Raw genomic sequence first — 25,471 nt, forward strand, 5'->3', positions numbered from 1 at the left:
ACGTCAGGGGAAACCGATCCAACCGATCCCATCGACCCAGTCGGGAGAGACCGTGGGTGGTCCGGACGCGGAGCGGGTGGCCGCGGTGCACGAGACGGGACTGTCGGCGACGGCGGACGCGGGCATGGACCGCTTCGCCCGCCTGGTGTCCGACCTGCTCAACGTCCCCGTGGCCCTGGTGTCGATGGTGACCGACGAGGGGCAGTTCTTCCCCGGCATGATCGGCCTGGCCGAACCGTGGGCGACGGCCCGGCGCACCCCGCTGTCGCACTCGATGTGCCGCCACGTGGTGGCCGACGCGGCGCCCCTCGTCGTCGACGACACCCGGGCCGACCCGCGCACCCAGGACAGCCCGGCCATCGAGGACCTGGGCGTCAACGGCTACGCGGGCGCGCCGCTGACCGACACCGACGGGCAGGTGCTGGGCGCCCTGTGCGCGATCGACACCCGGCCCCGCCAGTGGACGGCGCGCGAGCTGCGCGCCCTGGAGGACCTCGCGGCGGCCTGCTCGGCGGAGCTGCGCCTGCGCGTCGCCTCACGCCAGCGGGAGTCCGCGCGCGCCCAGGCGGGCGAGCTGGCGGGCAGGCTGCGCATCGCCCTGGAACGCTCCCAGCTGCTGCTGCGGGCCGCCGACGCGCTCAGCGGCGCCACCAGCCTGGCCGACGTGCGCCGACAGGTCCGCGACCTGGTCACCGGCGACCTGAAGCCGGTCTACGTCGGCCTGGTCCTGGTCGAGGAGCAGGGCCGGCTGCGCCGCCTGGTCGACGCGACCGGCAGCGCGCCCATGGAGGAACGGTTCGAGAACTACCGGCTCCAGGACGCCTGGCCCACCGCCCGCGCCGCCCGCGAGAACCGCACCATCACCATCCACAGCGCCGAGGAGCTGAGCGGCGACTACGACGCCGACGCCGTCGCGGCCTTCGCCAGCCTCGGCCTGAGCAGCGCGGTGTGCGTCCCCCTGCCCGGCACCGTGCTCCCGCTGGGCACCCTCGTGCTCGGCTGGGACCAGCCGCACGACATCGACATCGTGGAACAGGCCCTGCTGTCCTCCCTCGCCGGGTACACCGCCCGCGCCGTCGAGCGCGCCCTGTTCGTCGACAGCCGCATCGAGGCGGCACGGCAGATGCAGGAGGCCCTGCTCACCGAGCTGCCCGCCGTCCCCGGCCTCGAACTGGCCGCCCTCTACCGCCCCGCGTCCGACGGCGAACTGGTCGGCGGCGACTGGTACGACGCCTACCAGCTGCCCGCCGCCGTCCAGGGCGGCCGGGGCGACACCCTCGCCGTGTCGGTCGGCGACATCACCGGGCACAACCTGCGCGCCGCCGCCCTCATGGGCCAGGCCCGCAGCATGCTCCGCCAGGCCGACCTCGACCACGCGGGCCGGGGCCCGGCCCGCTCCGTCACCGCCTTCGAGCACGCCAACCAGCACCTCGGCCTCACCGTCAGCGGCACCCTCTTCCACGCCCACCTGCGCCCCTGCCCCGACACCGGCGCATGGGACCTCACCTACGCCAACGCCGGGCACCCCGCCCCGCTCGTCGTCGACCCCGACGGCACCGTGCGCCGGCTGGACCGGCACGGGCGGCTCGTCTACCCCGGACTGCCCGCGGGCCCCGCCCGCAAGGACCACACGGTGCGGCTGGCCCCGGGCAGCCTCCTGCTGCTCTACACGGACGGCCTCGTCGAGGAACGGCGCGACGACATCGACACCGCCACCCACCGGGTCGGCGGCTTCCTCGCCCGCCACCGCCACGACCGGCTCCCCGGCCTGCTCGACCGGCTCGCCGACCACGCGGCCGGGCCCGACGCCCACGACGACATCGCCCTGCTCGCCCTGCGCGTCACCGGCCCCTGACGGCCGCCGGGGCCCCGCCCCCGCTCAGCCGCCGGCCTGCAACCGCAGGCCCGCCAGCGTCAGGTCGAGCGCGGAGCGGAACTGGTCCGAGTCGTCGTGGCCGTCGAACTCGTCGGCGATCTCGTGCACGAACGGGAACTCCTCGGCGGGCAGCTCCCGCCAGGTGGCCACGAACCGGCCGAGGAAGTCGTCGCGGCTGACCGCGCCGCCGAGGACCTCGGCGGGCGGCTCCTGGCCCAGGTCGACGGCCGAACCCACCACGACCCCGACGACCGCGGACACCGCGTGGAAGCGCTGGCGGGCGGTGAGGTCGAGGCGCAGGGTCTGCTGGCCCAGCCGCTCCCACAGCCGCAGCGAGTTGTTCTGCACGTCGGTGTTGCGCATGAAGTAGGAGCCCAGCCAGGGGCGCGCCACGATCGCGTCGAACAGGGTCAGCGCCATCGCGCGCAGCGCGTCGACCGGGTCGTCCCGCCGGGGCAGCGCCTCGATGTCGGCGAGGATCGCGCCCATCACGTGGTCCGTGGCCCGGTCCAGCAGCTCGTCCTTGCTCGCCACGTACCAGTAGATGCTCGCGACCCCGCCGCCGAGCCGCTGCGCGAGCGCCCGGAACGTCAGCGCCGACGGCCCCGCCTCGTCGAGCAGCGCCACCGTCTCGGCGAGCACGGACTCCATCGAGTGCGAGGCCCGCCGGCGACCCCCGGCGGTGCGGTTCTGCGGGCGCGGCATGGGCGTCAGCTCCTCACGTCTACCTGTGGCTTTGCATCTTATCGAACGCTGTTCTATCGTAGCTTATCGAACGTGGTTCGATGATCGAGCGCCGTTCGATAGAACCTACCGGAAACGGACAGAAAGGACCGCTGCCATGACTACGCGTACCTATACGTCGCTGCGCGCGGCGTGGATCCCCCTGGCAGCGCTCTGCCTGGCCTTCTTCGTCGAGATGGTCGACAACACGCTGCTGTCGATCGCGCTGCCCACCATCGGCCGGGACCTCGGCAGCGGCACCACCGCGCTGCAATGGGTCACCGGCGCCTACTCCCTGACCTTCGGCGGGCTGCTGCTCACCGCGGGCTCCATGGCCGACCGGCTCGGCCGCCGCCGGGTGCTGCTGGTCGGCCTCGCCGTCTTCGGCGCGCTCAGCCTGTGCGTCGTCTGGGTCACCACCGCGGGCGAGCTGATCGCCCTGCGCGCCGCGCTCGGCGTCGCCGCCGCCGCGATGGCCCCGATCACGAACTCGCTGGTCTTCCGGCTCTTCGACGACAAGGCGCTGCGCATGCGCGCCATGACTGTCATGATCGTCGTCGGCATGTCCGGCTTCGTCCTCGGCCCGCTGCTCGGCGGCACCGCGCTGGCCCACGTCCGCTGGGAGTGGCTGCTCGTCGTGAACGCGCCGATCGCCGTGCTCGCCTGCCTCGGCGTCCGCTTCGGCGTCCCCGCCGACCGCCCCGAGGACCTCACCAAGGACCGCCTCGACCTGCCCGGCGCCGTCCTCAGCGTCGCCGCCATCGGCCTCGCCTGCTACTCGCTGACCAGCGGCGTCGAGCACGGCTGGCTCTCCGCGGCCACCCTCGCCTCGATCGTCGGCGCCGTCGCCGCCGCCGTCGCCTTCGTGGTGCACGAGCGCCGCAGCAGCGCCCCCATGCTCGACCTGACCGTCTTCCGCAACGGCACCGTGCGCGGCGCCGCCCTCGCCCAGATCGGCACCTCGATCGCGATGGCCAGCGTGATGTTCGGGCTGATCCTGCACTTCCAGTACGCCTACGGCTGGAGCCCGGTGCGGGCCGGCCTCGCCAACCTGCCGATCATCGTCACCATGCTGGTGGCGACCCCGCTGTCCGAATGGCTCGGCCGCCGCTTCGGCCACCGCATCGCCTGCCTGGTCGGCGCGGCCTGCCTGGCCGGCTCCCTGGCCGGGCTGTCCTGGGGCGTCGAGCACGGCTACGCCGTCATCGCGGTCTGCATGGTCCTGATGACCGTGGGCCTGCGCACCGTCATGACGATCTGCGCCGTCGCCCTCGTCGACGCCATGCCCGCCAACCGCACCTCGATCGCCGCCGCCCTCAACGACACCGCCCAGGAGGTCGGCTCCAGCGTCGGCACCGCCATGGTCGGCACCCTGATCGCCGCCCTGGTCACCACCACGCTCCCGGCCGGCGTCTGGAGCGGCGACCTCATCGCCTCCTTCTTCCACGGCGAGCGGATCACCTACGCCGTGCTGGCCGTCGTGGTCGGCGTGATCGCGGCCGTCGGCGCCGCCAGCCTCACCGACTCGCACAGCGTCGAGGAGGCCCCCGCCGAAGAGCTGGTGTGACGCGCTCGACATGCGGGGCCGCGCGGCGCCCCGCATCCTGGCCCCATGGCTGACAGCACCTTCTCCAAGATCTCCTGGACCGAGTTCCGCCCCGACCAGCGGCGGCTCACCGTCGGCGCCGGCCTGACCGGCGCCGGCCTGCTGCTCGGCGCCGCGGGCGTCGGCGTCCTGGTCTACGAACTGGCCCGCGCGGGCCGCAACTGGACCGGCGGCTGGGAGGTGCCGCCCGCCGAACTGGCCCAGCGCGCCCTGCGGCACGCCCAGACGGCGGCGACGAGCGCGGGCCGCGCCGGGCGGGACGCCTGGAGCAGCTACGAGGAGGGCGCGTCCTGAGGCGTCGCCGCCCCTGAGCCGAAGAAGCCCGGGACCCTCGGCAGCACCCTCTTCGCGATCTCCAGCAGCACCGTGCGGTCCGGATAGCCGCCGCTGTCGCGCCACAGCACCAGGTCGTAGGAGCCGCCGCGGTTCTTCTCGTCGAGCGCGACCGTGAGCGCCTCGGCGGGCACCCCCTCGGTGCTCTCGGCGTCCTTGCCGTCGAGGCGCAGCCGGATGCCCATGGTCTGCGTCGTGTAGAAGACGGCGGGCCGGCGCAGCAGCCGCTGCGCGTGCACGTCACGGCCGAGCAGCCCGGCGGTCTCCGCGTCCACCGCGTACCGGTCGTAGGACGCGGACAGCTCCACGGTGTAGCCCCCGAACTCGACGTGCCCCGAGGGCGTCGGGGTCTTCTTCCCGCCGCTCTCCACGGACCCGCCGCTGCCGTACGCGCTCGTGGCCAGGCTGCCCGGCACGCCGAGCAGTTCCGCGAGGTCGGGCTGGTTCAGCGCCTTGCACAGCTGGTCCCCGGACACCCGCCCGGCGGCCCGGTCGGCCTTCGTCGCGACGCCGCCGGTGCAGACCGCCGCGTCCTCCTCGGCGCTGCGCCCGTCCTCCGGCTGCTGGGCCATCGCCCAGAACCCGGCGCCGAGCGCCCCCACGAGCGCGAAGGCCGCGACCGTCTGCCCCCACACGCCGACCCGCTTCTCTGTCATGTTCCCCCCAGGTGAGCTCATCGCAGAGGGACAGTAGCGAACGGCCCGGAGCGCGCGGCGCGGGGTACCGGAAAAAGACGAGGGCGGCACCCCCCGCAGGGGGTGCCGCCCTCGTCGAGGACAGGCTGAACCGTCAGGCTCAGAAGTCCATGTCACCGCCCGGCATGCCGCCGCCGGCCGGGGCGGCGCCCGCCTTCTCCGGCTTGTCGGCGATGACGGCCTCGGTGGTGAGGAACAGCGCGGCGATCGACGCGGCGTTCTGGAGCGCGGAGCGCGTCACCTTCGCCGGGTCGAGGATGCCCTCGGCGATCATGTCGACGTACTCGCCCGTGGCAGCGTTCAGACCGTGGCCGACGGCCAGGTTCCGGACCTTCTCCACGACGACGCCGCCCTCGAGGCCGCCGTTGACGGCGATCTGCTTGAGCGGGGCCTCCAGGGCGAGCTTCACGGCGTTGGCGCCGGTCGCCTCGTCACCCTCCAGCTCCAGCTTCTCGAACACCGCGGAGGCCTGGAGGAGAGCCACGCCACCACCGGCGACGATGCCCTCTTCGACGGCCGCCTTCGCGTTGCGGACGGCGTCCTCGATGCGGTGCTTGCGCTCCTTGAGCTCGACCTCGGTCGCGGCACCGGCCTTGATGACCGCGACGCCGCCGGCCAGCTTCGCGAGGCGCTCCTGGAGCTTCTCGCGGTCGTAGTCGCTGTCCGAGTTCTCGATCTCGGCGCGGATCTGGTTGACGCGGCCCTGGACCTGGTCGCTCTCACCCGAGCCGTCGACGATCGTCGTCTCGTCCTTGGTGATGACGACCTTGCGGGCGCGGCCGAGCAGGTCGAGACCGGCGTTCTCCAGCTTGAGGCCGACCTCCTCGGAGATGACGGTGCCACCGGTGAGGATGGCGATGTCGCCGAGCATGGCCTTGCGGCGGTCACCGAAGCCCGGGGCCTTGACGGCGACGGACTTGAAGGTGCCACGGATCTTGTTGACGACCAGGGTCGACAGGGCCTCGCCCTCGACGTCCTCGGCGATGATCAGCAGGGGCTTGCCCGACTGCATGACCTTCTCCAGCAGCGGAAGGAGGTCCTTCACGTTGCCGATCTTCGAGTTGACGATCAGGATGTAGGGGTCCTCAAGCGAGGCCTCCATACGCTCCATGTCGGTGGCGAAGTACGCCGAGATGTAGCCCTTGTCGAAGCGCATGCCCTCGGTGAGCTCAAGCTCCAGACCGAAGGTCTGCGACTCCTCGACGGTGATGACGCCTTCCTTGCCGACCTTGTCCATCGCCTCGGCGATGAGCTCGCCGATCTGGGTGTCGGCGGCGGAGATGGAGGCCGTCGAAGCGATCTGCTCCTTGGTCTCGACCTCCTTGGCCTGCTCGAGAAGCGCACCGGAGACGGCCTCGACGGCCTTCTCGATGCCGCGCTTGAGGGCCATCGGGTTGGCACCGGCGGCCACGTTGCGCAGACCCTCGCGCACCAGGGCCTGGGCCAGGACGGTCGCGGTCGTCGTGCCGTCACCGGCGACGTCGTCCGTCTTCTTCGCGACCTCCTTGACCAGCTCGGCGCCGATCTTCTCGTACGGGTCCTCGAGCTCGATCTCCTTGGCGATGGACACACCATCGTTGGTGATCGTGGGGGCGCCCCACTTCTTCTCGAGGACGACGTTGCGACCCTTGGGGCCCAGGGTCACCTTGACGGCGTCGGCGAGCTGGTTCATGCCGCGCTCGAGGCCGCGCCGTGCCTCCTCGTCGAACGCGATGATCTTGGCCATGTGAAGTGGTCCTCCCGGACGGGGTGGAAACGCAAACGGACCGTGCTGGTGCCCGCGACGGACGGCCCTTGAGCCTTGTGGTTCCTTGCCCCACCCGGCTCCCGGACCTCACCGACCCGATCCAAGTTCTGTCACTCTCACTCGGAGAGTGCTAAGCCAATGATTAGCACTCGACCCATGCGAGTGCAAGCGGCTATCACAGATCGGGCGGGGGCGCGCGCAGCACGAAGGGCCCGCCCCGGCGAACCGGGAGCGGGCCCTTCGTGGACCGTTCGAAGCTTGCGTACTACAGTCGGTCGCGCGCTCAGCCGGCGGCCAGGCGGACCATGTCGGCCTGCGGCCCCTTCTGGCCCTGCGAGATCTCGAATTCCACTCGCTGACCCTCTTCGAGGGTGCGGTAGCCGTCCATCTGAATCGCGCTGTAGTGGACGAAAACATCCGCACCACCGTCGACCGCGATGAAGCCGTACCCCTTCTCCGCGTTGAACCACTTGACGGTGCCCTGAGCCATGCCTAACTCCCCTATTACTGGCCCTTGCGCGAGTCCGCACTTCGCGGACCCGGGTCAGACCTCACGCCCCAAAGGGTTTGGGGGTGTGCGCCGGAACGCGTCGACCGCGGCTGAATGTATCTGCCCAACTGCCGTCTGCAACAGGTCAGTCGGACGAGAATTCTGGGCACGCGTGATCGCGGAAAACGGGCCAACTGGACGGATCCCAGGGCAAGTCGGGCCACACAAAAGCCATAAAGGGCCTGAATGGGCGGGACACATTGGCTGCTTCTTGTCGCGCGCCGGGCGAGAACTCATATGCGCCCGTCATGCGCCGCGATCGGAATCGAACCAGCTTCCCCAACTGTACCGCGCTCAACCATGCAGAATTGCCCCCTCCGCTTTCCTCGCGGAGGGGGCAATCAAGGGGACTGCGGGTGTCAGCCGCCGGCGACGGCCGGAATGATCGACACGCCGGCGCCGTCGGGCGTGGCGGTCTCCAGGCCCTGCTCGAAACGGACGTCGTCGTCGTTCACGTACACATTGACGAACCGGCGCAGCTTGCCCTGGTCGTCGAGGACGCGGGCGGAGATCCCCGTGTGGTTCTTCTCCAGGTCGGCGATGACGTCGGCGAGCGTGGCGCCCTCGGCGCTGACCTCGGCCGCGCCGCCGGTGTAGGTACGGAGGATGGTGGGGATGCGGACGTTGACGCTCATGGATGCACCTCGGCGATCTGTTGCTGGGGGGTGGACTACTCGGCGGCCAGGCCGGCGGCGCGGAACGCGTCCAGGGACGGCCGGATCGTGGCGGTGGCCTGCGAGGACTCCGCGACGGCGTCGAGCGTCTTCAGCCCGTCCCCCGTGTTCAGCACGACCGTGGTCAGCGACGGGTCGATCAGTCCGGCCTCGATGAGCTTGCGGGTGACGCCGAGCGTCACGCCGCCGGCCGTCTCCGCGAAGATGCCCTCGGTGCGGGCGAGCAGCCGGATCGCGTCGACGACCTGCTCGTCGTCCACGTCCTCCACGGCGCCGCCGGTGCGCCGGGCGATGTCCAGGACGTACGGGCCGTCGGCCGGGTTGCCGATCGCCAGGGACTTGGCGATCGTGGCCGGCTTCTGCGGGCGCACCACGTCGTGGCCGCCCTTGTACGCCACCGAGACCGGGGAGCAGCCCTCGGCCTGGGCGCCGAAGAGCTTGTACGGCCGGTCCTCGACGAGGCCGAGCTGGATCAGCTCCTTCAGCCCCTTGTCGATCTTCGTGAACTGGGAGCCGGACGCGATCGGGATGACCAGCTGGTCGGGCAGCCGCCAGCCGAGCTGCTCGCAGATCTCGTAGGCCAGCGTCTTGGAGCCCTCGCCGTAGTACGGGCGCAGGTTGACGTTGACGAAGCCCCAGCCCTCGCCGAGCGGGTCGCCGATCAGCTCGGAGCAGAAGCGGTTCACGTCGTCGTAGTTGCCCTCGATGGCGACGAGGTCACCGCCGTAGACACCGGCCATGACGACCTTGCCCTGCTCCAGGTCGTGCGGGATGAACACGCAGGAGCGGAAGCCGGCGCGGGCGGCGGCGGCGCCGACGGCACCGGCCAGGTTGCCCGTGGAGGAGCAGGAGAGGGTGGTGAAGCCGAAGGCGCGGGCGGCCTCGATGGCCTGCGCGACGACCCGGTCCTTGAAGGAGTGGGTCGGGTTGCCGGAGTCGTCCTTGACGAACAGCTTGCCCTGCTCGACACCCAGCTCGCGGGCGAGGTTGTCGGCCTGGACGAGCTTGGTCCAGCCGGGGTTCAGGTTCGGCTTCTCGGCGACGTCGGCCGGGACGGGCAGGAGAGGGGCGTAGCGCCAGATGTTGGCGGGGCCGGCCTCGATCCGCTTGCGGAGCGCCTCGGGATCGCCGACCGGCAGGTCGTACGCGACTTCCAGAGGCCCGAAACACTCGGCACAGGCGAAGACCGGTCCGAGCGGGACCCGTGCGCCGCACTCGCGGCAGGAGAGGCCGGATGCGGGACCGAGATCGACGGCGTCCGTGGTGGCGGATTCGGTGGCGACAGTCTGTACAGCCATGAGAGGCGAGGCCCTTTCTCCTCATCTTCCTCGCGACGCATCTCGCCACGAGACGGAATTGGCACCTTCCCCACCGTGACCTCGTCGGTCGGCGGGAGGGTTGCCGGGGCTTCAACGGGCCGTTTCCCTCTGCCCCTCTGGATGAGCGGTATTCGATTGTGTGGATGGAGTTGTGTGGGCTCGTCGACCCCGACATGCGATGGTCACGGACCCTGTTCAAGACTGTAACTGAAGGGGTGGACCCTTGAGATAGTCGTCCGAACCGCGAGATGGATCACATACGGGAGGGCCCTGGTCGTGCTGGAAGAAGTCGAGTGCTGGCTCAGGCGGCGCTCCTGGTCCGTGGCCGACCGTCCGACGGCCCGGCTGGTCGCCGCGAAGCGGGCGTCGGGCCGGACCGTGAGCGTCGTGCTGCCCGCGCTGAACGAGGAGGAGACGGTCGGCGAGATCGTCTCCGTGATCCGGCGCGAGCTGATGACGGAGGCGGTGCCGCTGGTCGACGAGATCGTGGTCGTCGACTCCGGGTCCACCGACCGCACCTCCGAGGTCGCCGCGGCGGCCGGCGCGCGCGTGGAGCACCGGGACGCGATCCTGCCCCGGATCGCGGCCCGCCCCGGCAAGGGCGAGGTGCTGTGGCGCTCGCTGCTCGTCACGTCCGGCGACATCGTGTGCTTCGTCGACGCCGACCTGAAGGAGTTCTCGGCGGACTTCGTCACCGGCATCGTCGGCCCGCTCCTGACCGACCCGGACGTGGACTTCGTGAAGGCCATGTACGACCGTCCGCTGGGCGGGGCGGCGGGCCAGGGCGGCCGGGTCACCGAGCTGATGGCGCGCCCGGTGCTCAATCTGCACTGGCCGCAGCTGGCCGGATTCGTGCAGCCGCTGGGCGGCGAGTACGCGGCCCGCAGGAGCCTGCTGGAGCGGCTGCCGTTCCCGGTCGGCTACGGCGTGGAGCTGGGGCTGCTGGTCGACGCGCTGCACACCGTGGGCCTGGACGCGCTCGCCCAGGTCGACGTCGGCGTGCGCAGGCACCGCCACCAGGACGGGCAGGCGCTGGGCCGGATGGCGGCGGCGATCTACCGCACGGCGCAGCTGCGGCTCGCGCGCGGGCACCTGGTGCGGCCCGTGCTCACCCAGTTCGAGCGGGGCGCGGACGGCTTCGAGCCCCGGGTGCACGCGGTGGACACCGAGGAGCGGCCCCCGATGGCCGAAATCAGTGAGTATGCGGAGCGTCGCGTGGCGTAATCACCGGATAATAGGCGCCTTTCCCTACATTGCCCTGTATGTGGCACAGACAGGTACAAGGCACCCTGGCGGCGCTGGCCGCCGCGGCAGCGGCCGCCGCGACCCTCGTCGCCGCGGCCGCTCCCGCGTCCGCGGTCGTCGTCGAGCCGTTCGCCCAGCGCTACGACGAGGCCGTCTACGGCGACTTCCGCACGCTGGGCAACACCGTGATGCAGTGTCCGTCCACGCCCGCCGACGACGCGGCGCGCTGCCGGGCCGCGCAGGCCGGGACGAGCAGCGAGAACAACAACCAGTTCGACATGCAGTACACGGACACGGCCGGGTTCGCCTCCGCGGTGCTGAACTCCTCCACCGGCCAGGTCACCGTGCCGCCCGGTGCGACCGTCGCCTACGCCCGCCTGTTCTGGGGCGGCAACGACGGCACGTACAAGCTGGGGAACAACCAGATCCAGCGGTGCGACACCGCGGGCCCCGCCACCTCGCCGACCGACAGCGGGCCGCTGGACACCCGGCCCCGGGTGCGGGTGAACGGCGGCGCCGAGACGCAGGTCACCGTGGAGAACGCGGTGCGCACCCCGGCCTCGGTCGGCGGCCCGCACTACTACACGGCCGAGTCCGACGTCACCGCGCTGTTCGCGGGCGTCGCGACCGGCACCCCGGTGCCCGTCGCGGTCGGTGACATCTGGGCGCCCACCGGCAAGGGCTGCGTGGGCGGCTGGTCGCTGACGGTCGTCTACAAGTACGACGCGCCCGACGCGCAGTACGCGCCGACCCGCCGCCACGTCTACGTCTACGGCGGCCACGTGGTGCAGCAGTCCAAGGACCCGGACACCACCATCGGCATCGACGGCTTCTACCGGGCGGGCACCAAGGACGTCCGGGCGAGCGTCACCGCCTACGAGGGCGACGCGAACGTCACCGGGGACGCGTTCCTGGTCAACGGCGTGCGGATCGCCGACCCGGACAGCGGCGCCGGCACCAACAACTTCTTCAACAGCCGCGCCGAGGGCTGCCTCGACCCGTGCGAGGGCAACAACTTCAGCATCGACGCGAAGACCGCGACGATCCCGGCCGGCGTCCTCCCCGAGGGCGCGACCTCCGCGGACCTGACCTTCCGCACCCGCGGCGACACCTATGTGCCGTCCGCGCTGGCCTTCTCGGTGCCGGTGCCCGACCTGGAGGTCCGCAAGAGCGCGTCGCCGAAGAAGGTGAAGCCGGGCGGCAGGGTCACGTACACGATCACCGCCAAGAACATCGGCGGCGTCGACTACCCGGGCGCCGCCCTCTCCGACGACCTGTCCGACCTGCTCGACGACGCGACGTACGACGACGACGCGACGGCGGACATCGGCACGGTCGCCTACCGCCGCCCCCGGCTCACCTGGACCGGCACGGTGCCCGAGGGCAGGACGGCGACGATCACCTACAGCGTCACCCTGCACGACCCGCTCGGCGGGGACGGCAGGCTGACCAACCACGTCACCGCCGACACCCCGCGCACCAACTGCGAGTCCGGCTCCACCGACCCGGGCTGCGGCTCCGCCCCGACGGTCGAGAAGCCGACGCCGCCCCCGCCGCTGGACGTCACCGTCCCCCACGTGCCGCAGAACCCGCCGCCGGGCGACGTCATCGTCCCCGTCGTGCTGCGCAACCCGGCCGGTGTCCCGCAGAAGACGCAGATCAAGGACGAGGACGGCACCGTCCGCGACATCACCGTCCCGCCGCACGGCCGGGTCACGGTGCCGCTGCGCATCCCGGTGCCCCGCACCCCCGGTGCGCGGGTCGTGCGCCATCTGGTGATCCCGCACAGCGTCTGCGCGGCGGGCAGCACCGCCCCGCAGTGCACGATCACCTTCACCGCGGGCCGCGCGCAGGCCCGGCCCACGCCGCCGCCGGCCCCGCCGCGCCCGAAGCCGCACGGCTCCGAACTGGCGGCGACCGGCGCCGACACCGCGCTGCTCTGCGGCGGCCTCGCCGTGGCCCTGTGCGGGCTCGGCGCGCTGCTGCTGTCGGCGGCCCGCAGGCGCAAGGACTGACCCGCGCCGAGCGCGTCGTATACGGCCGGGCCCCGCGCGGGGCCCGGCCGTACGTTTGAGGGTCTGGAGTGCGGGCTAGTTTCGCCTTATGGCTTCCACGCAAGGTGCTGCTGAGGTTCTCGTCGCGTCCAACCGCGGCCCGGTCTCCTATGCCGTCGGCGACGACGGGTCGATCGAGACGAGGCGCGGGGGTGGCGGACTGGTCTCCGCGCTCAGCGTCGTCGACGACAAACTCTGGGTGTGCGCGGCGCTCGGCGACGGCGACCGGGCGGCCGTGCGCGCCGGGGTCGCCGAGCCGGGCGTGCGCATGCTGGACATCGACCCCGCCGTCCACGCGGACGCGTACAACGGCATTGCGAACTCGGTGCTGTGGTTCGTGCACCACATGCTCTACCAGACGCCTCTGGAGCCGTCGTTCGGCCCGGAGTTCCGCCGCCAGTGGGCGTCCTACGAGGCGTACAACCGGGCCTTCGCCGAGGCGCTGGCCGAGGAGGCCGCGCCGGACGCCACCGTGATCGTCCAGGACTACCACCTCGCCCTGGTCCCGGGGATGCTGCGGGAGCTGCGCGAGGACCTGCGCATCGGGCACTTCTCGCACACGCCGTGGGCGCCCGTGGACTACTTCCGGATGCTGCCCGACGACATCGCCGAGCAGCTGCTGCGCGGGATGCTCGGCGCGGACCGGCTGGCGTTCCTGACCCGCCGCTGGGCGGACGCGTTCACCGAGTGCTGCGCACAGATCATCGGGGGCACGTCCGGGACCCGGGTCGGGGTGCACGGGCTCGGCGCCGACGCCGACTTCCTGCGCGAGCGCGCCCACCGGGACGACGTGGAGGAGCGGCTCGCCGCCCTGCGCGAGCAGATCGGGCCGGACCGCAAGGTGGTGGTCCGGGTGGACCGCACCGAGCTGTCCAAGAACATCGTGCGCGGGCTGCGCGCCTATGAGCTGCTCCTCGCGGAGCGGCCCGAGTGGCGCCGGAAGGTCGTGCACGTCGCGTTCGCCTATCCGTCGCGGCAGGACCTCGCCGTGTACCGCGACTACACCGACGAGGTGTCGCGGGTCGCGGAGGCCGTGAACGCGCGCTTCGGCACCGAGGACTGGACCCCGGTCGTGCTGCACGTGAAGGACGACTTCGCCCGCTCCCTGGCCGCGTACCGGCTCGCCGACGTGGCGCTGGTCAACCCGATCCGCGACGGCATGAACCTCGTCGCCAAGGAGATCCCGCTGGTGGCGGACGACGGGTGCGCGCTGGTGCTGTCGCGGGAGGCGGGGGCGTACGAGGAGCTGGGCGAGGACGCGCTCGTGGTGAACCCCTACGACGTGTCCGCGACCGCGCAGGCGCTGGCGGAGGCGCTGGCCATGCCGGCCGACGAGCGCGCCGAGCGCTCCAAGCGCCTCTCGGCGGCGGCCACGGCGCTGCCGCCGGGCCCCTGGTTCCTGGAGCAGCTGCACGCCCTGCGCGACTGACGCCCGGCGCCGGCCCGTCCCCGCGCGCAGGGGGCGGGCCGGCACTCGGGCCGACGTCCGGGCCGACGTTCAGCCCGACGTTCAGGCCGACAGGGAACGGGCCAGGTCCGCGAGGAACCCGGTCACCTCGGCCGGGCCGGGGACGGTCAGGTCGGCGCGGGCGGCCAGGTCGGGAACCTCGGTGCCGCTGCACAGCAGGACTCCGGCCAGACCGTCCGAGCGCAGCTTGTCGACGGCGGCGAAGGCGGGCAGGTCCCCGAGGTCGTCACCGGCGTAGAGCACGGACTCGGCGCCCAGCTCGCGGACGTACTCGGTGAGCGCCACTCCCTTGTCGACGCCGGGCGGGCGCAGCTCCAGCACCATCCGGCCGGGCTCGACCACCAGCCCGTGCCGCGCGGCGAGCTCCGCCAGCGGTCCGCGCAGCGTCTCGAAGGCCCCCTGCGGATCGCCGGCCCGCCGGGTGTGGACGGCGACGGCGCGCCCCTTCTCCTCGACGTACGTGTCGTGCCACAGCCCGGCCTCGGCCAGCACGCCGGGCAGCTCGGAGCGGACGGCGGCGACGCCGGGGTGCGGCGCGGGCGCGTGCACGGTCCCGGTGACGGCGTCCCAGCGCTCGGCGCCGTAGTGCCCGAGCACGACGAGGTGTCCGAGGCCGGGCACCCCGGCGAACCCGCCGAGCCGCACGGCCACCCCGGCGGGCCGTCCGGTGACGACGGCGACCGAGGCGACGTGCGGCGCGAGCGCGGCGAGCGCCTCCACGGCGCCGGGCTGGGCCCGGGCCCGTTCGGGATCGGGCACGATCGGCGCGAGCGTCCCGTCGAAGTCGAGGGCGATCACGGCCCGGGAGGGGCGGGCGGCTATCGCGGCCAGTCCGTCCCGGCCGGCGGCGGTCCTGATGGCGTCCATGGCACCGACCTTAGCCACCTCAGCGCTCCTGGCGCTTGGCCTCCCGGACCCGGCGCAGCCGGTTCACGGTGACCGGGGCGGCCGCCAGCGCGCGGGGATCGTCGATCAGGGCGTTCAGGAGCTGGAAATAGCGCACGGGCGCCAGGTCCAGCTCCTCGCGCACGGCCCGCTCCTTGGCGCCGGGCGACGCGAAGGAGCGCGCCTCGAAGGCGAGGACGGCGAGTTCACGGTCACCGAGGGCGGGCTGTGCGTCCATGCCCGCCACGCTACTCGGCGGCTTCGGCGGCCGCCGCCTCCGTCTGGAGCCGGCCGAGCACGGCGGCCGGGCTGCCGTGCGGGGACACGGCGGTGCCGATCTCCTGCTTGATGCCCTCGCTGACGCTCGCCCAGGACGTGTTGCCGACCGGGTACAGCTCGGAGTCGCCGAGGCTCTTGAGGAACGGCCGGAGCTTCTTGTCGTCGCCGGCCGACGCCATGGTGTTCGAGGCGCTGCTGGTGACCGGCAGCAGGTCGTACTCGCGGGAGAAGTCGAGGACGTTGCGCTCGCTGTAGACGTAGTTGAGGAAGTCGCCGGTCTCCTTGGCGTGCCCGTTCTGCTTGAACGCCATCATCCAGTCGGCGACGCCCATCGTGGACTTGGCGGGCCCGTTCGGGCCGGGCAGCTGCACGGTGCCGTAGTCGACGCCCTTGGCGGCGGCCATCTGCATCAGCGTCGGGTGGCCGTTGAGCATGCCGACCTCGCCCTTGGCGAAGGCGGCGAAGGCGTCGGCGCGGTTGAGCTTCGCGGGCGCGGTGGCGCCGGTCAGGCCCTTGCCGACGAGATCGTCCTTGAGCCAGTCGAACGTCGAGATGTTCTGCTTGGAGTCGAGGATGTACGAGCCGACGTCGTCGGTGTAGCCGGCGCCGCCGCTCAGCATCCAGATCATGGTCTCGGCCTGCGCCTCTTCCCGGCCGAGCGGCAGCGCGTACGGGATCGGCACGCCCTTGGCCTTGAGGGCGCTGGCGTCGGCGGCCAGCTCGGCCCAGGTGCGGGGCGGGGTGATGCCCGCGTCCTTGAAGAGCTTCTTGTTGTAGAAGAGCAGGCGCGTGGAGGCGGCGAACGGCATGCCGTACTGCACGTTGTCGACCTTGCCGGCGTCGGCGAGCTGCGGCAGGAAGTCGGCCTGGGTGGGCACGTTGAGCAGCTCGCCGACCGGGAGGAGCTTCCCGGCCGCCGCGTAGTCGGCGTAGGCGCCGATCTGCGCCATGTCCGGGGCGTGGCCGGCGGCGACGAGGTCCTTGACCTTGGTGTCGACGACCTTCCAGTTGTAGACGTCGACGTCCACCTTGACGCCCGGGTGGTCCTTCTCGTACGCACCGGCCAGCGCGTCCCAGTACTTCTGCGAGCTGTTGTCCGCGGAGTCGCCGTAGTCGGCGGCGACCAGCTTCAGGGTGACGTCTCCCGATCCGGTCCCCCCGCACGCGGTGAGCGTGCCCGCCATGCCCAGTGCGGCCGCAGCCGCGATCAGACCGGTGATGTGCCGCTGCACCGTGTGTCCCACCCTCGCACTCGGGAATCCGCTAGTCGGACACAAGGTCTACACCACCTAGATCTCGCTTCGGCAACAGGGCCGGTCAGGGGGCCGTAAGGGTACGGACGCACAAGATCCCTGCAAGTGGACTAGACCTGTTGCGGGTCGACGCGCCAGACTGTTCCCGTGAGACATGTCATCGCCCTGGACGTGGGCGGCACCGGAATGAAGGCCGCCCTGGTCGGGGCGGACGGCACCCTGCTGCATCAGGCGCGCCGGGCGACGGAGCGCGAGCGGGGCGCCGACGCGGTCGTCGGATCGATCCTCGACTTCGCCGCCGAGCTGCGCGCCTGGGGCGAGGAGCACCTCGGGGAGCCCGCCCTGGCCGCCGGGGTCGCCGTGCCCGGCGTCGTCGACGAGGCGGCCGGCATCGCCCTGTTCGCCGCCAACCTGGGCTGGCGCGACGTGCCCATGCGGGCGCTGCTCAGCGAGCGGCTGGGCGCCATCCCCGTCGCCCTCGGCCACGACGTGCGCACCGGCGGGCTCGGCGAGGGCCGGCTGGGCGCGGGCCGGGACGCCGACCGCTTCCTGTTCCTGCCGCTGGGCACCGGCATCGCCGGCGCCATCGGCATCGACGGGCACATCGAGCCCGGCGCGCACGGCTCGGCGGGCGAGATCGGCCATGTGGTCGTGCGGCCCGGCGGCATCGACTGCGGCTGCGGCCAGCGCGGCTGCCTGGAGCGGTACGCGTCCGCGAGCGCCGTCACCCTCGCCTGGCAGGACGCCTGCGGCGACACCGCGGCGACCGCCGCGGACTGCGCGAAGGCCGTCGACGCCGGGGACCCCCGGGCCGTGCGGGTCTGGCAGGACGCGGTGGACGCGCTCGCCGACGGCCTGGTCATGGCGCTCACTCTGCTGGACCCGCGCACCCTGATCATCGGTGGCGGACTGGCCGAGGCCGGGGAAACCTTGTTCACACCCCTGCGGGCGGCCGTCGCCGAGCGCGTGACGTTCCAGTCGCTGCCCACGATCGTCCCGGCCGTCCTCGGGGACAGCGCCGGGTGCCTGGGCGCGGGACTGCTCGCCTGGGACCTGCTCGACCACACCGCAGCAGCCACTGGATCCTCGGAGGTAACCGCCTGATGGCCACAGCAAAGGTGCTCGCCGGTGCCCGGGTGGTACTGCCCACCGGGACCGTCACCGACGGCCGTGTCATCGTCGACGGGCCGCGCATCGCCGGGAGCGCTCCCGCGGACGCGCAGACCGTCGACCTCTCCGGCCACTGGGTGGTGCCCGGCTTCGTCGACATGCACAACCACGGCGGCGGCGGCGCGTCCTTCACCTCCGGCACGGTCGACGAGATCCTCAAGGGCATCCACACCCACCGGCAGCACGGCACCACGACGATCGTGCCGTCCTTCGTCACCGGCGACATGGACTTCCTCGTCCAGCGCGCGGGCCTGCTCTCCGAACTCGCCGAGCAGGGCGAGATCGCCGGCATCCACTTCGAGGGCCCGTTCATCTCGCCGTGCCGCAAGGGCGCCCACGACGAGACGCTGCTGCGCGACCCCGACCCGGCCGAGGTGCGCAAGCTGGTCGACGCCGCGCGCGGCCGGGCCAGGATGGTCACCCTCGCCACCGAGCTGCCCGGCGGCATCGACTCCGTGCGGCTGCTGGCCGAGCAGGGGGTGATCGCCGCGATCGGCCACACCGACGCCACGTACGAGCAGACGGTGGAGGCCATCGACGCGGGCGCCACGGTCGCCACCCACCTGTTCAACGCGATGCCGACGCTCGGCCACCGCGCCCCCGGCCCGATCGCCGCCCTCCTGGAGGACGAGCGGATCACGGTCGAGCTGATCAACGACGGCACGCACCTGCACCCGGCCGCCCTCGAACTGGCCTTCCACCACAAGGGCTCCGACCGGGTCGCGTTCATCACCGACGCGATGGACGCCGCCGGGTTCGGCGACGGCCGCTACATGCTCGGCCCGATGGAGGTCGAGGTGAAGGACTCCGTGGCACGGCTGGTGGAGGGCGGCTCCATCGCGGGCTCGACGCTCACCCTGGACCGCGCGTTCAAGCGGGCCGTCACCGTCGACCGGCTGCCGGTCGAGGACGTCGTGCGGGCCATCTCCGCCAACCCCGCGCGGCTGCTCGGCGTGTACGACACGGTCGGCTCGCTGGAGCCCGGCAAGGACGCCGACCTCGTCGTCCTCGACGAGGAGTTCGAGGTCAAGGGCGTGATGCGCAAGGGCGAGTGGCTGATCACGCCGTAACTCGCGCGCCACTCGAGGCGGTTGACCCGAGGTCTGGGCCAACCGCCTCGACTTTGGCATGATCGACCCCCGTCACCGAAAGCACGTCGCGCCGTATCGGGGGGTGAGGTCCTGTGATCCTCACGGTCACACTGAACACCGCACTCGACATCACCTACCGCGTGCGCGCCCTGCGCCCGCACACCTCGCACCGGGTCACCGAGGTCGTCGAACGCCCCGGCGGCAAGGGGCTGAACGTGGCGCGGGTGCTGGCCGCCCTCGGCCATGAGGTGACCGTCACGGGCTTCGCGGGCGGCGCGACCGGCCGCACCCTCCAGGAGCGGCTGAGGGGCGTCGGGCGGCTCCGCGACGCCCTGGTGCCGGTCGACGGCGCGACCCGCCGCACGGTCGCCGTGGTGGACGCCTCGACGGGCGACACGACCCAGCTGAACGAACCGGGCCCGACCATCTCCCCCGCCGAGTGGACGGCCTTCCAGGAGGCGTACGAGGTCCTGCTCGGCTCGGTCTCGGCGGTGGCCCTGTGCGGCAGCCTGCCGCCGGGCGTCCCGGTGGGCGCCTACGCGACGCTGATCAGGGCCGCGCGGGCCGCCTCCGTGCCCGTCCTGCTGGACACCAGCGGCGAACCGCTGCGCCGGGGCGTCGCGGCCCGCCCCGACATCGTCAAGCCGAACGCGGACGAGCTGGCCGAACTCACCGGCTCCCACGAGCCGTTGCAGGCCATGAAGGACGCCCGCAGGCGCGGCGCGCACACCGTGGTCGCCTCGCTGGGCGCGGAGGGGCTGTGCGCCCTCACCCCGGACGGCGTCTGGCACGCCCCGGCCCCCGGCCGGCTCGCCGGCAATCCCACGGGCGCGGGCGACTCCGCGGTGGCGGGCCTGCTCTCGGGCCAGGCCGAACGACTGCCGTGGCCCGAGCGGCTGGCCCGCGCGGTGGCGCTGTCGGCGGCGACGGTGGTGGCACCGGTGGCGGGCGAGTTCGACCGCCAGACGTACGACGACACCGTCACCCGGGTGACGGTGTCGCAACGGGCCGGGGCGGCCTAGAACCCGCCGCCCCGCCGGGGTGTCAGCCGTTCTTGCCGGTCAGCCAGAACTGGTCGAAGTTCGCGTCGCACTGGTTGCCGTCCTGGCAGGACACCGTGATCGCGTTCGTCCCCTTGGTGAGCTGGACGGACGCCCAGGTGTTGGTCCACCCGTGCTCCCAGTCGCCCTCCTTGGCGTGGGCGAAGTTCTCCATGTTCAGGGCGCGGGCCTGCTTCTTGCCGTTGACGTCGATCGTGGCGTTCTGGTCCTTGCCGGGCACGCCGTAGTTCACGTAGAGGCGGTACTCGCCGTCGTCCGGGATGTTGTTGACGGTCCAGGTGATCGTCGCGCCGACCTTGTTGAAGCCCGCGACGTACTGGCCGCCGTCGGCCTTGGCGCCCTTGACGTCGGCGGCGACCGAGGTGCCGCCGCCCAGCGTCACGGACTTCACGTCGGTCTTCGGCAGGTCGGCCGCCTCGTCGGAGGCCGACGCGGACGGCGACGCGGACTTGCTGGGCTGCGCGGACCGGGCGGTGCCGGTGGGCTTGGCGGCCGCGTCGGTGTTCTTGTCGTCGTCCGAGTCCGCGCTGAGCATGGCGACGCTGATGCCGATGACCACGGCGGCCACGACGGCGACCGCGCCGATCAGCAGCGCCCTGGTGTTGGGGCCGCGGCCGCCGCCCCCGCCGCGCGAGGAGCGCGACGGCGTCGGCTGCGTGGGAGGACCGCCACCGGGCATGGTCTCCGGTGCCTGGTAGTGCGTGTTCGGCTGGTGGTACGCCTGGCCGGGCTGGGTCTGCTGCGGCGGCACCTGCTGCTGCCCGTACTGACGCTCACCGACCGTGCGCACCTGGTTGAAGGAGCGGGAGTTCGGGTAGCCGTAGCCGCCGCCCCCGCCGTTCGGCGGGGTCGCCCCGGCCGCCTGTCCGTCGGCGTACAGATAGCCGAACGGATCATCGTCCTCGGGCGTGGTGCTCGCGCCGTTGTTGCCGGGCGCCATCCCTGATCACTCCCTACGCGTTTGCTTACCCGGGCGAGCGTACCCGCTGCGCGGGGCCCCACGGAGTGGCCCCGACCTCACAGGTGACCGACCCTACGGCCGTTCCGCAGCTCAGCCCGCTCGTCGGTGCTGCTTGGCACGTGATCTTTTCTCCACGTACATCCGCTGGTCAGCGGATTGCAGCACTTCTTCGGCCGTCATCCCGCAGTGGGCCCAGCCGATGCCGAAACTGGCCCCCACCCGGACCGCCCTGCCGTCCACCCGAATCGGCGGGATGATGGCGTTGCGCAGCCTGACGGCGAGGTCCTGCGCGTCCGCGCGGCCGAGCCCGTCGGCGAGCACCACGAACTCGTCGCCGCCGAGCCGGGCCACCGTGTCGCCGTCGCGGACCCCGCTGGTGAGCCGGCGGGCCACCTCGATGAGGACGGCGTCGCCCGCGTTGTGCCCGAACCGGTCGTTGATCGACTTGAAGCCGTCGAGGTCGCAGAAGAGGACGGCGAGGCCCTTGGTGCCGTCGTCGGTCGTCTCGTCGCCGCCCGGCGCCGCCACGTGCACATGGTGGTCGAAGCCCTCGTAGAGCCCCGCGGCGTGGCCGGTGCGGTGCAGGGCGGGCCCGCCGAACCCGCCGAAGTCGACGTCGTGTCCGTGGCCGCCGGGGACGGCGGAGGCGCCGACGGGGTCGCCGTAGGCCGCGTCGAGGGAGTCGATCGCGCTGGGCAGCTGCTCCTGGGGGCGGCGGCAGAGCCGGGCCCCGAGCCGGGAGCGCAGCTCCGCCGAGTTCGGCAGGCCGGTCAGGGAGTCGTGCGAGGCGCGGTGGGCGAGGTGCAGCTCGCGGCGCTTGCGCTCCTCGATGTCCTCGACGTGGGTGAGCAGGAAGCGGGGCCCGTCGGCGGCGTCGGCGACCACCGAGTTGCGCAGCGAGACCCAGACGTAGGTGCCGTCGCGCCGGCCGAGCCGCAGCTCGGCGCGGCCGCCCTCGGCGGAGGTGCGCAGCAGGGTGCCGATGTCCTCGGGGTGCACGAGGTCGGAGAAGGAGTAGCGCCGCATCGCGGAGGCGGGGCGGCCGAGGAGGCGGCAGAGCGCGTCGTTGGTCCGCAGGATCCGGCCGCGCTCGTCGCCGCCCATCTCGGCGATGGCCATGCCGGAGGGCGCGTACTCGAAGGCCTGGCGGAAGCTCTCCTCGCTGGCGCGCAGGGCCTGCTGCTCGCGCTCCAGGCGGACCAGGGCGCGCTGCATGTTGGCCCGCAGCCGGGCGTTGCTGATGGCGATGGCGGCCTGGAAGGCGTACATCTGAAGGGCCTCGCGGCCCCAGGCGCCGGGTATTCGGCCGTTGCGCGGGCGGTCCACCGATATGACGCCGATCAGCTCGCCGCCGGCCGCGCCGGTCGCGAACATCGGGGCGAAGAGGCGGTCGGACGGGTGCCACTCGTCCTCGAAGCGGGGCGGGGGGCCGTCGGTGAACCACTGCGGCACGTCGTCCTCGTCGAGGACCCAGCCCTCGGTGTGCGGTATGAAGCACAGCTCGCCCCAGCGCTCGCCCATGGTGAGCCTGCGGTCCCAGGCGGCGCGGGAGCCGACGCGGCCGGTGATGAGGGCCTCGGCGGCCGAATTTCCGGAGAAGGCGGCGACGACGAGGTCTCCGTCGGGGCGTACGAGGTTGACGCAGGCCAGCTCGTATCCCAGCCCGTTCACGACCCCGTCGGCGACGGTCTGGAGGGTGTCGGCCAGGCTGCGCGCGGCGTTCATGTCCGCCATCACGTGGTGCAGCTGCCGCAGGGTCGCAAGACGGACGTAGGGCTCCGACTCGGTCTCCATGCTCAGCTCTCCCCGAGACCTCGACAGCACTCCAGTACTCTGATCGGCTCTTTCCCCGCGCACGTGCGTGAGCACGTTCATCTCGCAGTGTCGACCGCCACTGAATCACAGCGCGCTCCTCACTCGGTACACAGGGTCAACAAAAAAGGCCTCCTGTGACTCAAGTCACAACTCATGATGAACGGCTGTGCGCGGTACGCCCCGGGACCTAGGTCCCCTCTCGGCCCTCGGCCCGATGCGGGGCGGCGCACCGCGCGACTAGCGTCGAAGCCGTGCTGAAGACCTCCCCTGCCGCTCCCGTCCCTCCCGCGCCGCACTCCCCCGGGCATGCTGAGGGGGTGAGCAACGATCAGTTCCGTGCCGCCCTGTCCCGTCTCGCCGCGGGTGTCGTCCTGCTGACCGCCCGCGAGGCCTCGCTGGATCCCGGTGACGCGGGGGCGCCGCCGGGCGAGGACGCGGGCATGACGGCCACCGCCTTCATGTCGGTGTCCCTCGACCCGCCGCTGGTGATGGTCTCCCTGCGCAACGGCTCCCGGATGGACGACGTGCTGGACGAGCAGCCCCTGTGGGCGGTGTCGCTGCTCGCGGAGTCGCAGAGTCACATCGCCGGGCGGTTCGCGATGAAGGGGCGCCTCAGCGACCGGCTGCTGTTCGAGGACATTCCCTACATACGCGGTGAGCACACGGATGCTCCGCTGGTGGGTGGGGCGTTGGCGACGCTGGAGTGCCGGACCGAGCAGCGGGTCGTCGCCGGGGATCACACCATGTACATCGGCCGCGTCCTGACCACCACCCTCCCCAGCGCCGACGGCACCCCCCTCCTCTACTTCCGGGGCCGCTACCGCACCCTGCCCTAACCCTTTCCCCACGCGCGCCCCGACGGCACAGCCCCCCGCGCCCCTGGGCCGTACGTCACCCGCGGCCCGGTGGCCGCTCCCCGCGCCCCTGGGCCGTCTGTTACGCGCGCCACCGCCGTGGCTGATCGCGCAGTTCCCCGCGCCCCTAGGTCGTCTGTTACGCGCGCCACCGCCGTGGCTGGTCGCGCAGTTCCCCGCGCCCCTGGGTGGTCTGTTACGCGCGCCACCGCCGTGGCTGGTCGCGCAGTTCCCCGCGCCCCTGAGATGCGCACTTCGTGCGCCATCTCATCAAGAGAGGCACCCCACCGCCCCGCCTCCACCGGGGAGAGGCGCACCACCGCCCCGCCCCCCAGGAGAGGCGCCCCACCGTCCCGCCTCTCTGTGGAGGCGCTCCACCGTCTCGCCTCTCTGTGGAGGCGCACCACCGACCCGCCCCTCCGTGGAGGCGCGCGGAGCGCAGCCTCTGGGGGAGGCTGCGCGTCAGCGCATGCCTCAGGGGCGCGGGGAACTGCGCGAGAAGCCCCACCGCCCGCGGACGAGGAACTGCCCAGGGGCGCGGGGAACTGCGCGATCAGCCACGACGGTGGTGCACCCGGAAGACCAGCCAGGGGCGCGGGGAACCGCGCGGGCGGCCTCGGCCGCCGTCACCAGTCCCGCGCGGAGCGCCCCCGTTTGGTCTCGGAGCGGGCCTTCTTCTCCCGAAGGCGCCGCTCATTGATCCCCCGCGGAATCCTGGTGGCCCGGCGCGGCTTCGGCGGCGGCGCCGTGGCCTCGGCCAACAGCGCGGCGAGCCGCACGGCAGCCGTCTCCCGATTGCGCCACTGCGACCGGTGATCAGACGCCCGTACGGTCACCACCCCGCCCACCAGCCGCGACCCGAGCCGCTCCACCGCCCGCGCCTTCCACACCTCGGGCAGCGCCCGGGTGTTCGCCAGATCGAACGAGAGCTCCACTTTCGAGTCGCTGGTGTTGACGTGCTGCCCGCCCGGCCCGGACGACCGCGAGAAACGCCAGACCAGCTCGGCCTCCGGAAGGACGACCGAACCGCGGATGGGATAAGGACCGGACATGGCTCCATGGTCGCGCGTCCGGGCACCGCTCGTCACCCCGGTTTTCCAGCCGGGTAAAGAAAGTAAAGAGAGCTGGAACCTTCTCCACCCCGCATCGCGTTCATACGGGTACGAGTAGCTTCGGCTACGCACGTACACCCGTACGCCACGCATTTAACGAGGGAAGGGACTCCCGAACCATGGCTGTAAGCCTGTCCAAGGGTGGCAACGTCTCGCTCACCAAGGAGGCTCCGGGCCTGACCGCCGTCACCGTGGGCCTCGGCTGGGACGTCCGCACCACCACCGGTACCGACTTCGACCTGGACGCCTCCGCGATCGCGGTGAACACGCAGGGCAAGGTCTACTCGGACGGCCACTTCGTCTTCTTCAACAACAAGCAGACGCCGGACCAGACCATCGTCCACACCGGTGACAACCGCACCGGCGAGGGCGACGGCGACGACGAGGCGATCAACGTGAACCTGGCGGGCCTGCCCGCCGACGTCGACAAGATCGTCTTCCCGGTCTCGATCTACGACGCGGAGAACCGCTCGCAGAACTTCGGCCAGGTCCGCAACGCGTACATCCGTATCCTGAACCAGGCCGGTGGCGCCGAGATCGCCCGCTACGACCTCTCCGAGGACGCGGCGACGGAGACGGCGATGGTCTTCGGCGAGCTGTACCGCAACGGCGCCGAGTGGAAGTTCCGCGCCGTCGGCCAGGGCTACGCCTCGGGCCTGGTCGGCATCGCCCAGGACTTCGGTGTGAACGTCTGAGCCGA

General features: G+C 72.2%; 23 protein-coding genes and 1 riboswitch. Of the genes, 11 read left to right on the plus strand and 12 right to left on the minus strand.

What is annotated here, in order from left to right; genetic code table 11:
• The first annotated feature begins 52 nt into the window (after positions 1 to 52).
• On the plus strand, positions 53 to 1,855 hold the full coding sequence (locus ACIP5K_RS04955; protein WP_401404967.1) for a SpoIIE family protein phosphatase: 1,803 nt from the start codon (positions 53 to 55) through the stop codon (positions 1,853 to 1,855).
• A 24-nt stretch (positions 1,856 to 1,879) separates the two neighbouring features.
• Here ACIP5K_RS04955 and ACIP5K_RS04960 read toward each other — a convergent pair whose 3' ends face one another.
• Entirely contained in the window at positions 1,880 to 2,527 is a 648-nt protein-coding gene (locus ACIP5K_RS04960) for a TetR/AcrR family transcriptional regulator (RefSeq protein ID WP_401405288.1), read from the minus strand.
• Between the two features lie 190 nt (positions 2,528 to 2,717).
• Here ACIP5K_RS04960 and ACIP5K_RS04965 point away from each other — a divergent pair, with 190 nt between their 5' ends.
• Together ACIP5K_RS04965 and ACIP5K_RS04970 are read left to right on the plus strand one after the other, a co-directional pair.
• Positions 2,718 to 4,166, plus strand: coding sequence for an MFS transporter (locus tag ACIP5K_RS04965; RefSeq protein WP_401404969.1), 1,449 nt, complete (start codon positions 2,718 to 2,720; stop codon positions 4,164 to 4,166).
• A gap of 45 nt (positions 4,167 to 4,211) precedes the next feature.
• Positions 4,212 to 4,499, plus strand: coding sequence for a hypothetical protein (locus ACIP5K_RS04970; RefSeq protein WP_401404970.1), 288 nt, complete (start codon positions 4,212 to 4,214; stop codon positions 4,497 to 4,499).
• Here ACIP5K_RS04970 and ACIP5K_RS04975 read toward each other — a convergent pair.
• From ACIP5K_RS04975 to thrC, 5 genes are all read right to left on the minus strand, one after another.
• Positions 4,478 to 5,194, minus strand: a complete 717-nt coding sequence (locus ACIP5K_RS04975; protein ID WP_401404972.1) for a DUF6215 domain-containing protein — start codon at positions 5,192 to 5,194, stop codon at positions 4,478 to 4,480. The genes ACIP5K_RS04970 and ACIP5K_RS04975 overlap by 22 nt on opposite strands.
• 139 nt (positions 5,195 to 5,333) lie before the next feature.
• Positions 5,334 to 6,959, minus strand: coding sequence for a chaperonin GroEL (gene groL, locus ACIP5K_RS04980; RefSeq protein ID WP_361558997.1), 1,626 nt, complete (start codon positions 6,957 to 6,959; stop codon positions 5,334 to 5,336).
• 304 nt (positions 6,960 to 7,263) lie between these two features.
• Complete coding sequence (locus ACIP5K_RS04985) at positions 7,264 to 7,470, minus strand: cold-shock protein (protein WP_005486335.1); 207 nt, start codon at positions 7,468 to 7,470, stop codon at positions 7,264 to 7,266.
• A gap of 419 nt (positions 7,471 to 7,889) precedes the next feature.
• Positions 7,890 to 8,165 carry a MoaD/ThiS family protein gene (locus ACIP5K_RS04990; protein ID WP_401404975.1) on the minus strand — a complete coding sequence of 92 codons (276 nt, stop codon included), beginning with the start codon at positions 8,163 to 8,165 and terminating at the stop codon, positions 7,890 to 7,892.
• Between the two features lie 35 nt (positions 8,166 to 8,200).
• On the minus strand, positions 8,201 to 9,502 hold the full coding sequence (gene thrC, locus ACIP5K_RS04995) for a threonine synthase (protein ID WP_401404977.1): 1,302 nt from the start codon (positions 9,500 to 9,502) through the stop codon (positions 8,201 to 8,203).
• A gap of 18 nt (positions 9,503 to 9,520) precedes the next feature.
• Positions 9,521 to 9,650: riboswitch (SAM riboswitch) on the minus strand.
• A 149-nt stretch (positions 9,651 to 9,799) separates the two neighbouring features.
• Here thrC and ACIP5K_RS05000 point away from each other — a divergent pair.
• The 3 genes from ACIP5K_RS05000 to ACIP5K_RS05010 all read left to right on the plus strand — a co-directional run bounded on the left by ACIP5K_RS05000 (position 9,800) and on the right by ACIP5K_RS05010 (position 14,251).
• A complete protein-coding gene (locus ACIP5K_RS05000; RefSeq protein ID WP_401404978.1) occupies positions 9,800 to 10,747 on the plus strand; it encodes a glucosyl-3-phosphoglycerate synthase in 948 nt (315 codons plus the stop codon).
• A 38-nt stretch (positions 10,748 to 10,785) separates the two neighbouring features.
• Entirely contained in the window at positions 10,786 to 12,783 is a 1,998-nt protein-coding gene (locus ACIP5K_RS05005; RefSeq protein WP_401404979.1) for a hypothetical protein, read from the plus strand.
• A gap of 88 nt (positions 12,784 to 12,871) precedes the next feature.
• The gene (locus ACIP5K_RS05010; RefSeq protein WP_401404981.1) at positions 12,872 to 14,251 is read left to right on the plus strand and encodes a trehalose-6-phosphate synthase; all 1,380 of its coding nucleotides are present in this window, start codon (positions 12,872 to 12,874) and stop codon (positions 14,249 to 14,251) included.
• 81 nt (positions 14,252 to 14,332) lie between these two features.
• Here the strand turns inward: ACIP5K_RS05010 and otsB are convergent, their stop codons facing one another.
• From otsB to ACIP5K_RS05025, 3 genes are read right to left on the minus strand one after another with little or no spacing between them, the layout of a single operon-like run.
• Positions 14,333 to 15,157, minus strand: coding sequence for a trehalose-phosphatase (otsB, locus tag ACIP5K_RS05015; protein WP_401404983.1), 825 nt, complete (start codon positions 15,155 to 15,157; stop codon positions 14,333 to 14,335).
• Positions 15,158 to 15,176: 19 nt separating this feature from the next.
• Positions 15,177 to 15,413 carry a DUF3263 domain-containing protein gene (locus ACIP5K_RS05020; protein WP_401404985.1) on the minus strand — a complete coding sequence of 79 codons (237 nt, stop codon included), beginning with the start codon at positions 15,411 to 15,413 and terminating at the stop codon, positions 15,177 to 15,179.
• Positions 15,414 to 15,423: 10 nt separating this feature from the next.
• Positions 15,424 to 16,638 (minus strand): ABC transporter substrate-binding protein, encoded by a 1,215-nt coding sequence (locus tag ACIP5K_RS05025; protein ID WP_401405290.1) that lies wholly within the window; start codon positions 16,636 to 16,638, stop codon positions 15,424 to 15,426.
• A gap of 216 nt (positions 16,639 to 16,854) precedes the next feature.
• Between ACIP5K_RS05025 and ACIP5K_RS05030 the strand changes: the two genes are divergently transcribed.
• The 3 genes from ACIP5K_RS05030 (at position 16,855) to ACIP5K_RS05040 (ending at position 19,990) form a co-directional block, all read left to right on the plus strand.
• Positions 16,855 to 17,811, plus strand: coding sequence for an ROK family protein (locus ACIP5K_RS05030; RefSeq protein ID WP_401404987.1), 957 nt, complete (start codon positions 16,855 to 16,857; stop codon positions 17,809 to 17,811).
• Positions 17,811 to 18,947, plus strand: coding sequence for an N-acetylglucosamine-6-phosphate deacetylase (gene nagA / locus ACIP5K_RS05035; protein WP_401404989.1), 1,137 nt, complete (start codon positions 17,811 to 17,813; stop codon positions 18,945 to 18,947). Before ACIP5K_RS05030 ends, nagA begins: the two co-directional genes overlap by 1 nt.
• A 113-nt stretch (positions 18,948 to 19,060) precedes the next feature.
• A complete protein-coding gene (locus ACIP5K_RS05040) occupies positions 19,061 to 19,990 on the plus strand; it encodes a 1-phosphofructokinase family hexose kinase (RefSeq protein WP_401404990.1) in 930 nt (309 codons plus the stop codon).
• A gap of 22 nt (positions 19,991 to 20,012) precedes the next feature.
• Here ACIP5K_RS05040 and ACIP5K_RS05045 read toward each other — a convergent pair whose 3' ends face one another.
• Positions 20,013 to 20,969 (minus strand): carbohydrate-binding protein, encoded by a 957-nt coding sequence (locus tag ACIP5K_RS05045; protein ID WP_401404992.1) that lies wholly within the window; start codon positions 20,967 to 20,969, stop codon positions 20,013 to 20,015.
• 111 nt (positions 20,970 to 21,080) lie between these two features.
• Positions 21,081 to 22,784, minus strand: a complete 1,704-nt coding sequence (gene cdgB / locus ACIP5K_RS05050) for a diguanylate cyclase CdgB (protein WP_401404994.1) — start codon at positions 22,782 to 22,784, stop codon at positions 21,081 to 21,083.
• A 275-nt stretch (positions 22,785 to 23,059) separates the two neighbouring features.
• Between cdgB and ACIP5K_RS05055 the strand changes: the two genes are divergently transcribed.
• On the plus strand, positions 23,060 to 23,641 hold the full coding sequence (locus tag ACIP5K_RS05055) for a flavin reductase family protein (RefSeq protein WP_401405292.1): 582 nt from the start codon (positions 23,060 to 23,062) through the stop codon (positions 23,639 to 23,641).
• 644 nt (positions 23,642 to 24,285) lie between these two features.
• On the opposite strand, the gene arfB is transcribed toward ACIP5K_RS05055, so the two are convergent.
• On the minus strand, positions 24,286 to 24,711 hold the full coding sequence (arfB, locus tag ACIP5K_RS05060; protein WP_401404995.1) for an alternative ribosome rescue aminoacyl-tRNA hydrolase ArfB: 426 nt from the start codon (positions 24,709 to 24,711) through the stop codon (positions 24,286 to 24,288).
• Between the two features lie 179 nt (positions 24,712 to 24,890).
• Between arfB and ACIP5K_RS05065 the strand changes: the two genes are divergently transcribed.
• Positions 24,891 to 25,466 carry a TerD family protein gene (locus ACIP5K_RS05065; protein ID WP_111665406.1) on the plus strand — a complete coding sequence of 192 codons (576 nt, stop codon included), beginning with the start codon at positions 24,891 to 24,893 and terminating at the stop codon, positions 25,464 to 25,466.
• Positions 25,467 to 25,471: the final 5 nt, after the last annotated feature.

The sequence above is a fragment of the Streptomyces sp. NPDC088785 genome, assembly GCF_044750685.1.
Lineage (GTDB): Bacteria > Actinomycetota > Actinomycetes > Streptomycetales > Streptomycetaceae > Streptomyces.

What these genes read in the sequence shown, in the direction of transcription:
- ACIP5K_RS04960 (WP_401405288.1), bottom strand. Translation starts at nt 2,527, where the DNA reads ATGGAGTCCGTGCTCGCCGAGACGGTGGCGCTGCTCGACGAGGCGGGG.
- ACIP5K_RS04965 (WP_401404969.1), top strand. Translation starts at nt 2,718, where the DNA reads ATGACTACGCGTACCTATACGTCGCTGCGCGCGGCGTGGATCCCCCTG.
- ACIP5K_RS04970 (WP_401404970.1), top strand. Translation starts at nt 4,212, where the DNA reads ATGGCTGACAGCACCTTCTCCAAGATCTCCTGGACCGAGTTCCGCCCC.
- ACIP5K_RS04975 (WP_401404972.1), bottom strand. Translation starts at nt 5,194, where the DNA reads ATGACAGAGAAGCGGGTCGGCGTGTGGGGGCAGACGGTCGCGGCCTTC.
- groL (WP_361558997.1), bottom strand. Translation starts at nt 6,959, where the DNA reads ATGGCCAAGATCATCGCGTTCGACGAGGAGGCACGGCGCGGCCTCGAG.
- ACIP5K_RS04985 (WP_005486335.1), bottom strand. Translation starts at nt 7,470, where the DNA reads ATGGCTCAGGGCACCGTCAAGTGGTTCAACGCGGAGAAGGGGTACGGC.
- ACIP5K_RS04990 (WP_401404975.1), bottom strand. Translation starts at nt 8,165, where the DNA reads ATGAGCGTCAACGTCCGCATCCCCACCATCCTCCGTACCTACACCGGC.
- thrC (WP_401404977.1), bottom strand. Translation starts at nt 9,502, where the DNA reads ATGGCTGTACAGACTGTCGCCACCGAATCCGCCACCACGGACGCCGTC.
- ACIP5K_RS05005 (WP_401404979.1), top strand. Translation starts at nt 10,786, where the DNA reads ATGTGGCACAGACAGGTACAAGGCACCCTGGCGGCGCTGGCCGCCGCG.
- ACIP5K_RS05010 (WP_401404981.1), top strand. Translation starts at nt 12,872, where the DNA reads ATGGCTTCCACGCAAGGTGCTGCTGAGGTTCTCGTCGCGTCCAACCGC.
- otsB (WP_401404983.1), bottom strand. Translation starts at nt 15,157, where the DNA reads ATGGACGCCATCAGGACCGCCGCCGGCCGGGACGGACTGGCCGCGATA.
- ACIP5K_RS05020 (WP_401404985.1), bottom strand. Translation starts at nt 15,413, where the DNA reads ATGGACGCACAGCCCGCCCTCGGTGACCGTGAACTCGCCGTCCTCGCC.
- ACIP5K_RS05025 (WP_401405290.1), bottom strand. Translation starts at nt 16,638, where the DNA reads ATGGCGGGCACGCTCACCGCGTGCGGGGGGACCGGATCGGGAGACGTC.
- nagA (WP_401404989.1), top strand. Translation starts at nt 17,811, where the DNA reads ATGGCCACAGCAAAGGTGCTCGCCGGTGCCCGGGTGGTACTGCCCACC.
- ACIP5K_RS05045 (WP_401404992.1), bottom strand. Translation starts at nt 20,969, where the DNA reads ATGGCGCCCGGCAACAACGGCGCGAGCACCACGCCCGAGGACGATGAT.
- cdgB (WP_401404994.1), bottom strand. Translation starts at nt 22,784, where the DNA reads ATGGAGACCGAGTCGGAGCCCTACGTCCGTCTTGCGACCCTGCGGCAG.
- arfB (WP_401404995.1), bottom strand. Translation starts at nt 24,711, where the DNA reads ATGTCCGGTCCTTATCCCATCCGCGGTTCGGTCGTCCTTCCGGAGGCC.
- ACIP5K_RS05065 (WP_111665406.1), top strand. Translation starts at nt 24,891, where the DNA reads ATGGCTGTAAGCCTGTCCAAGGGTGGCAACGTCTCGCTCACCAAGGAG.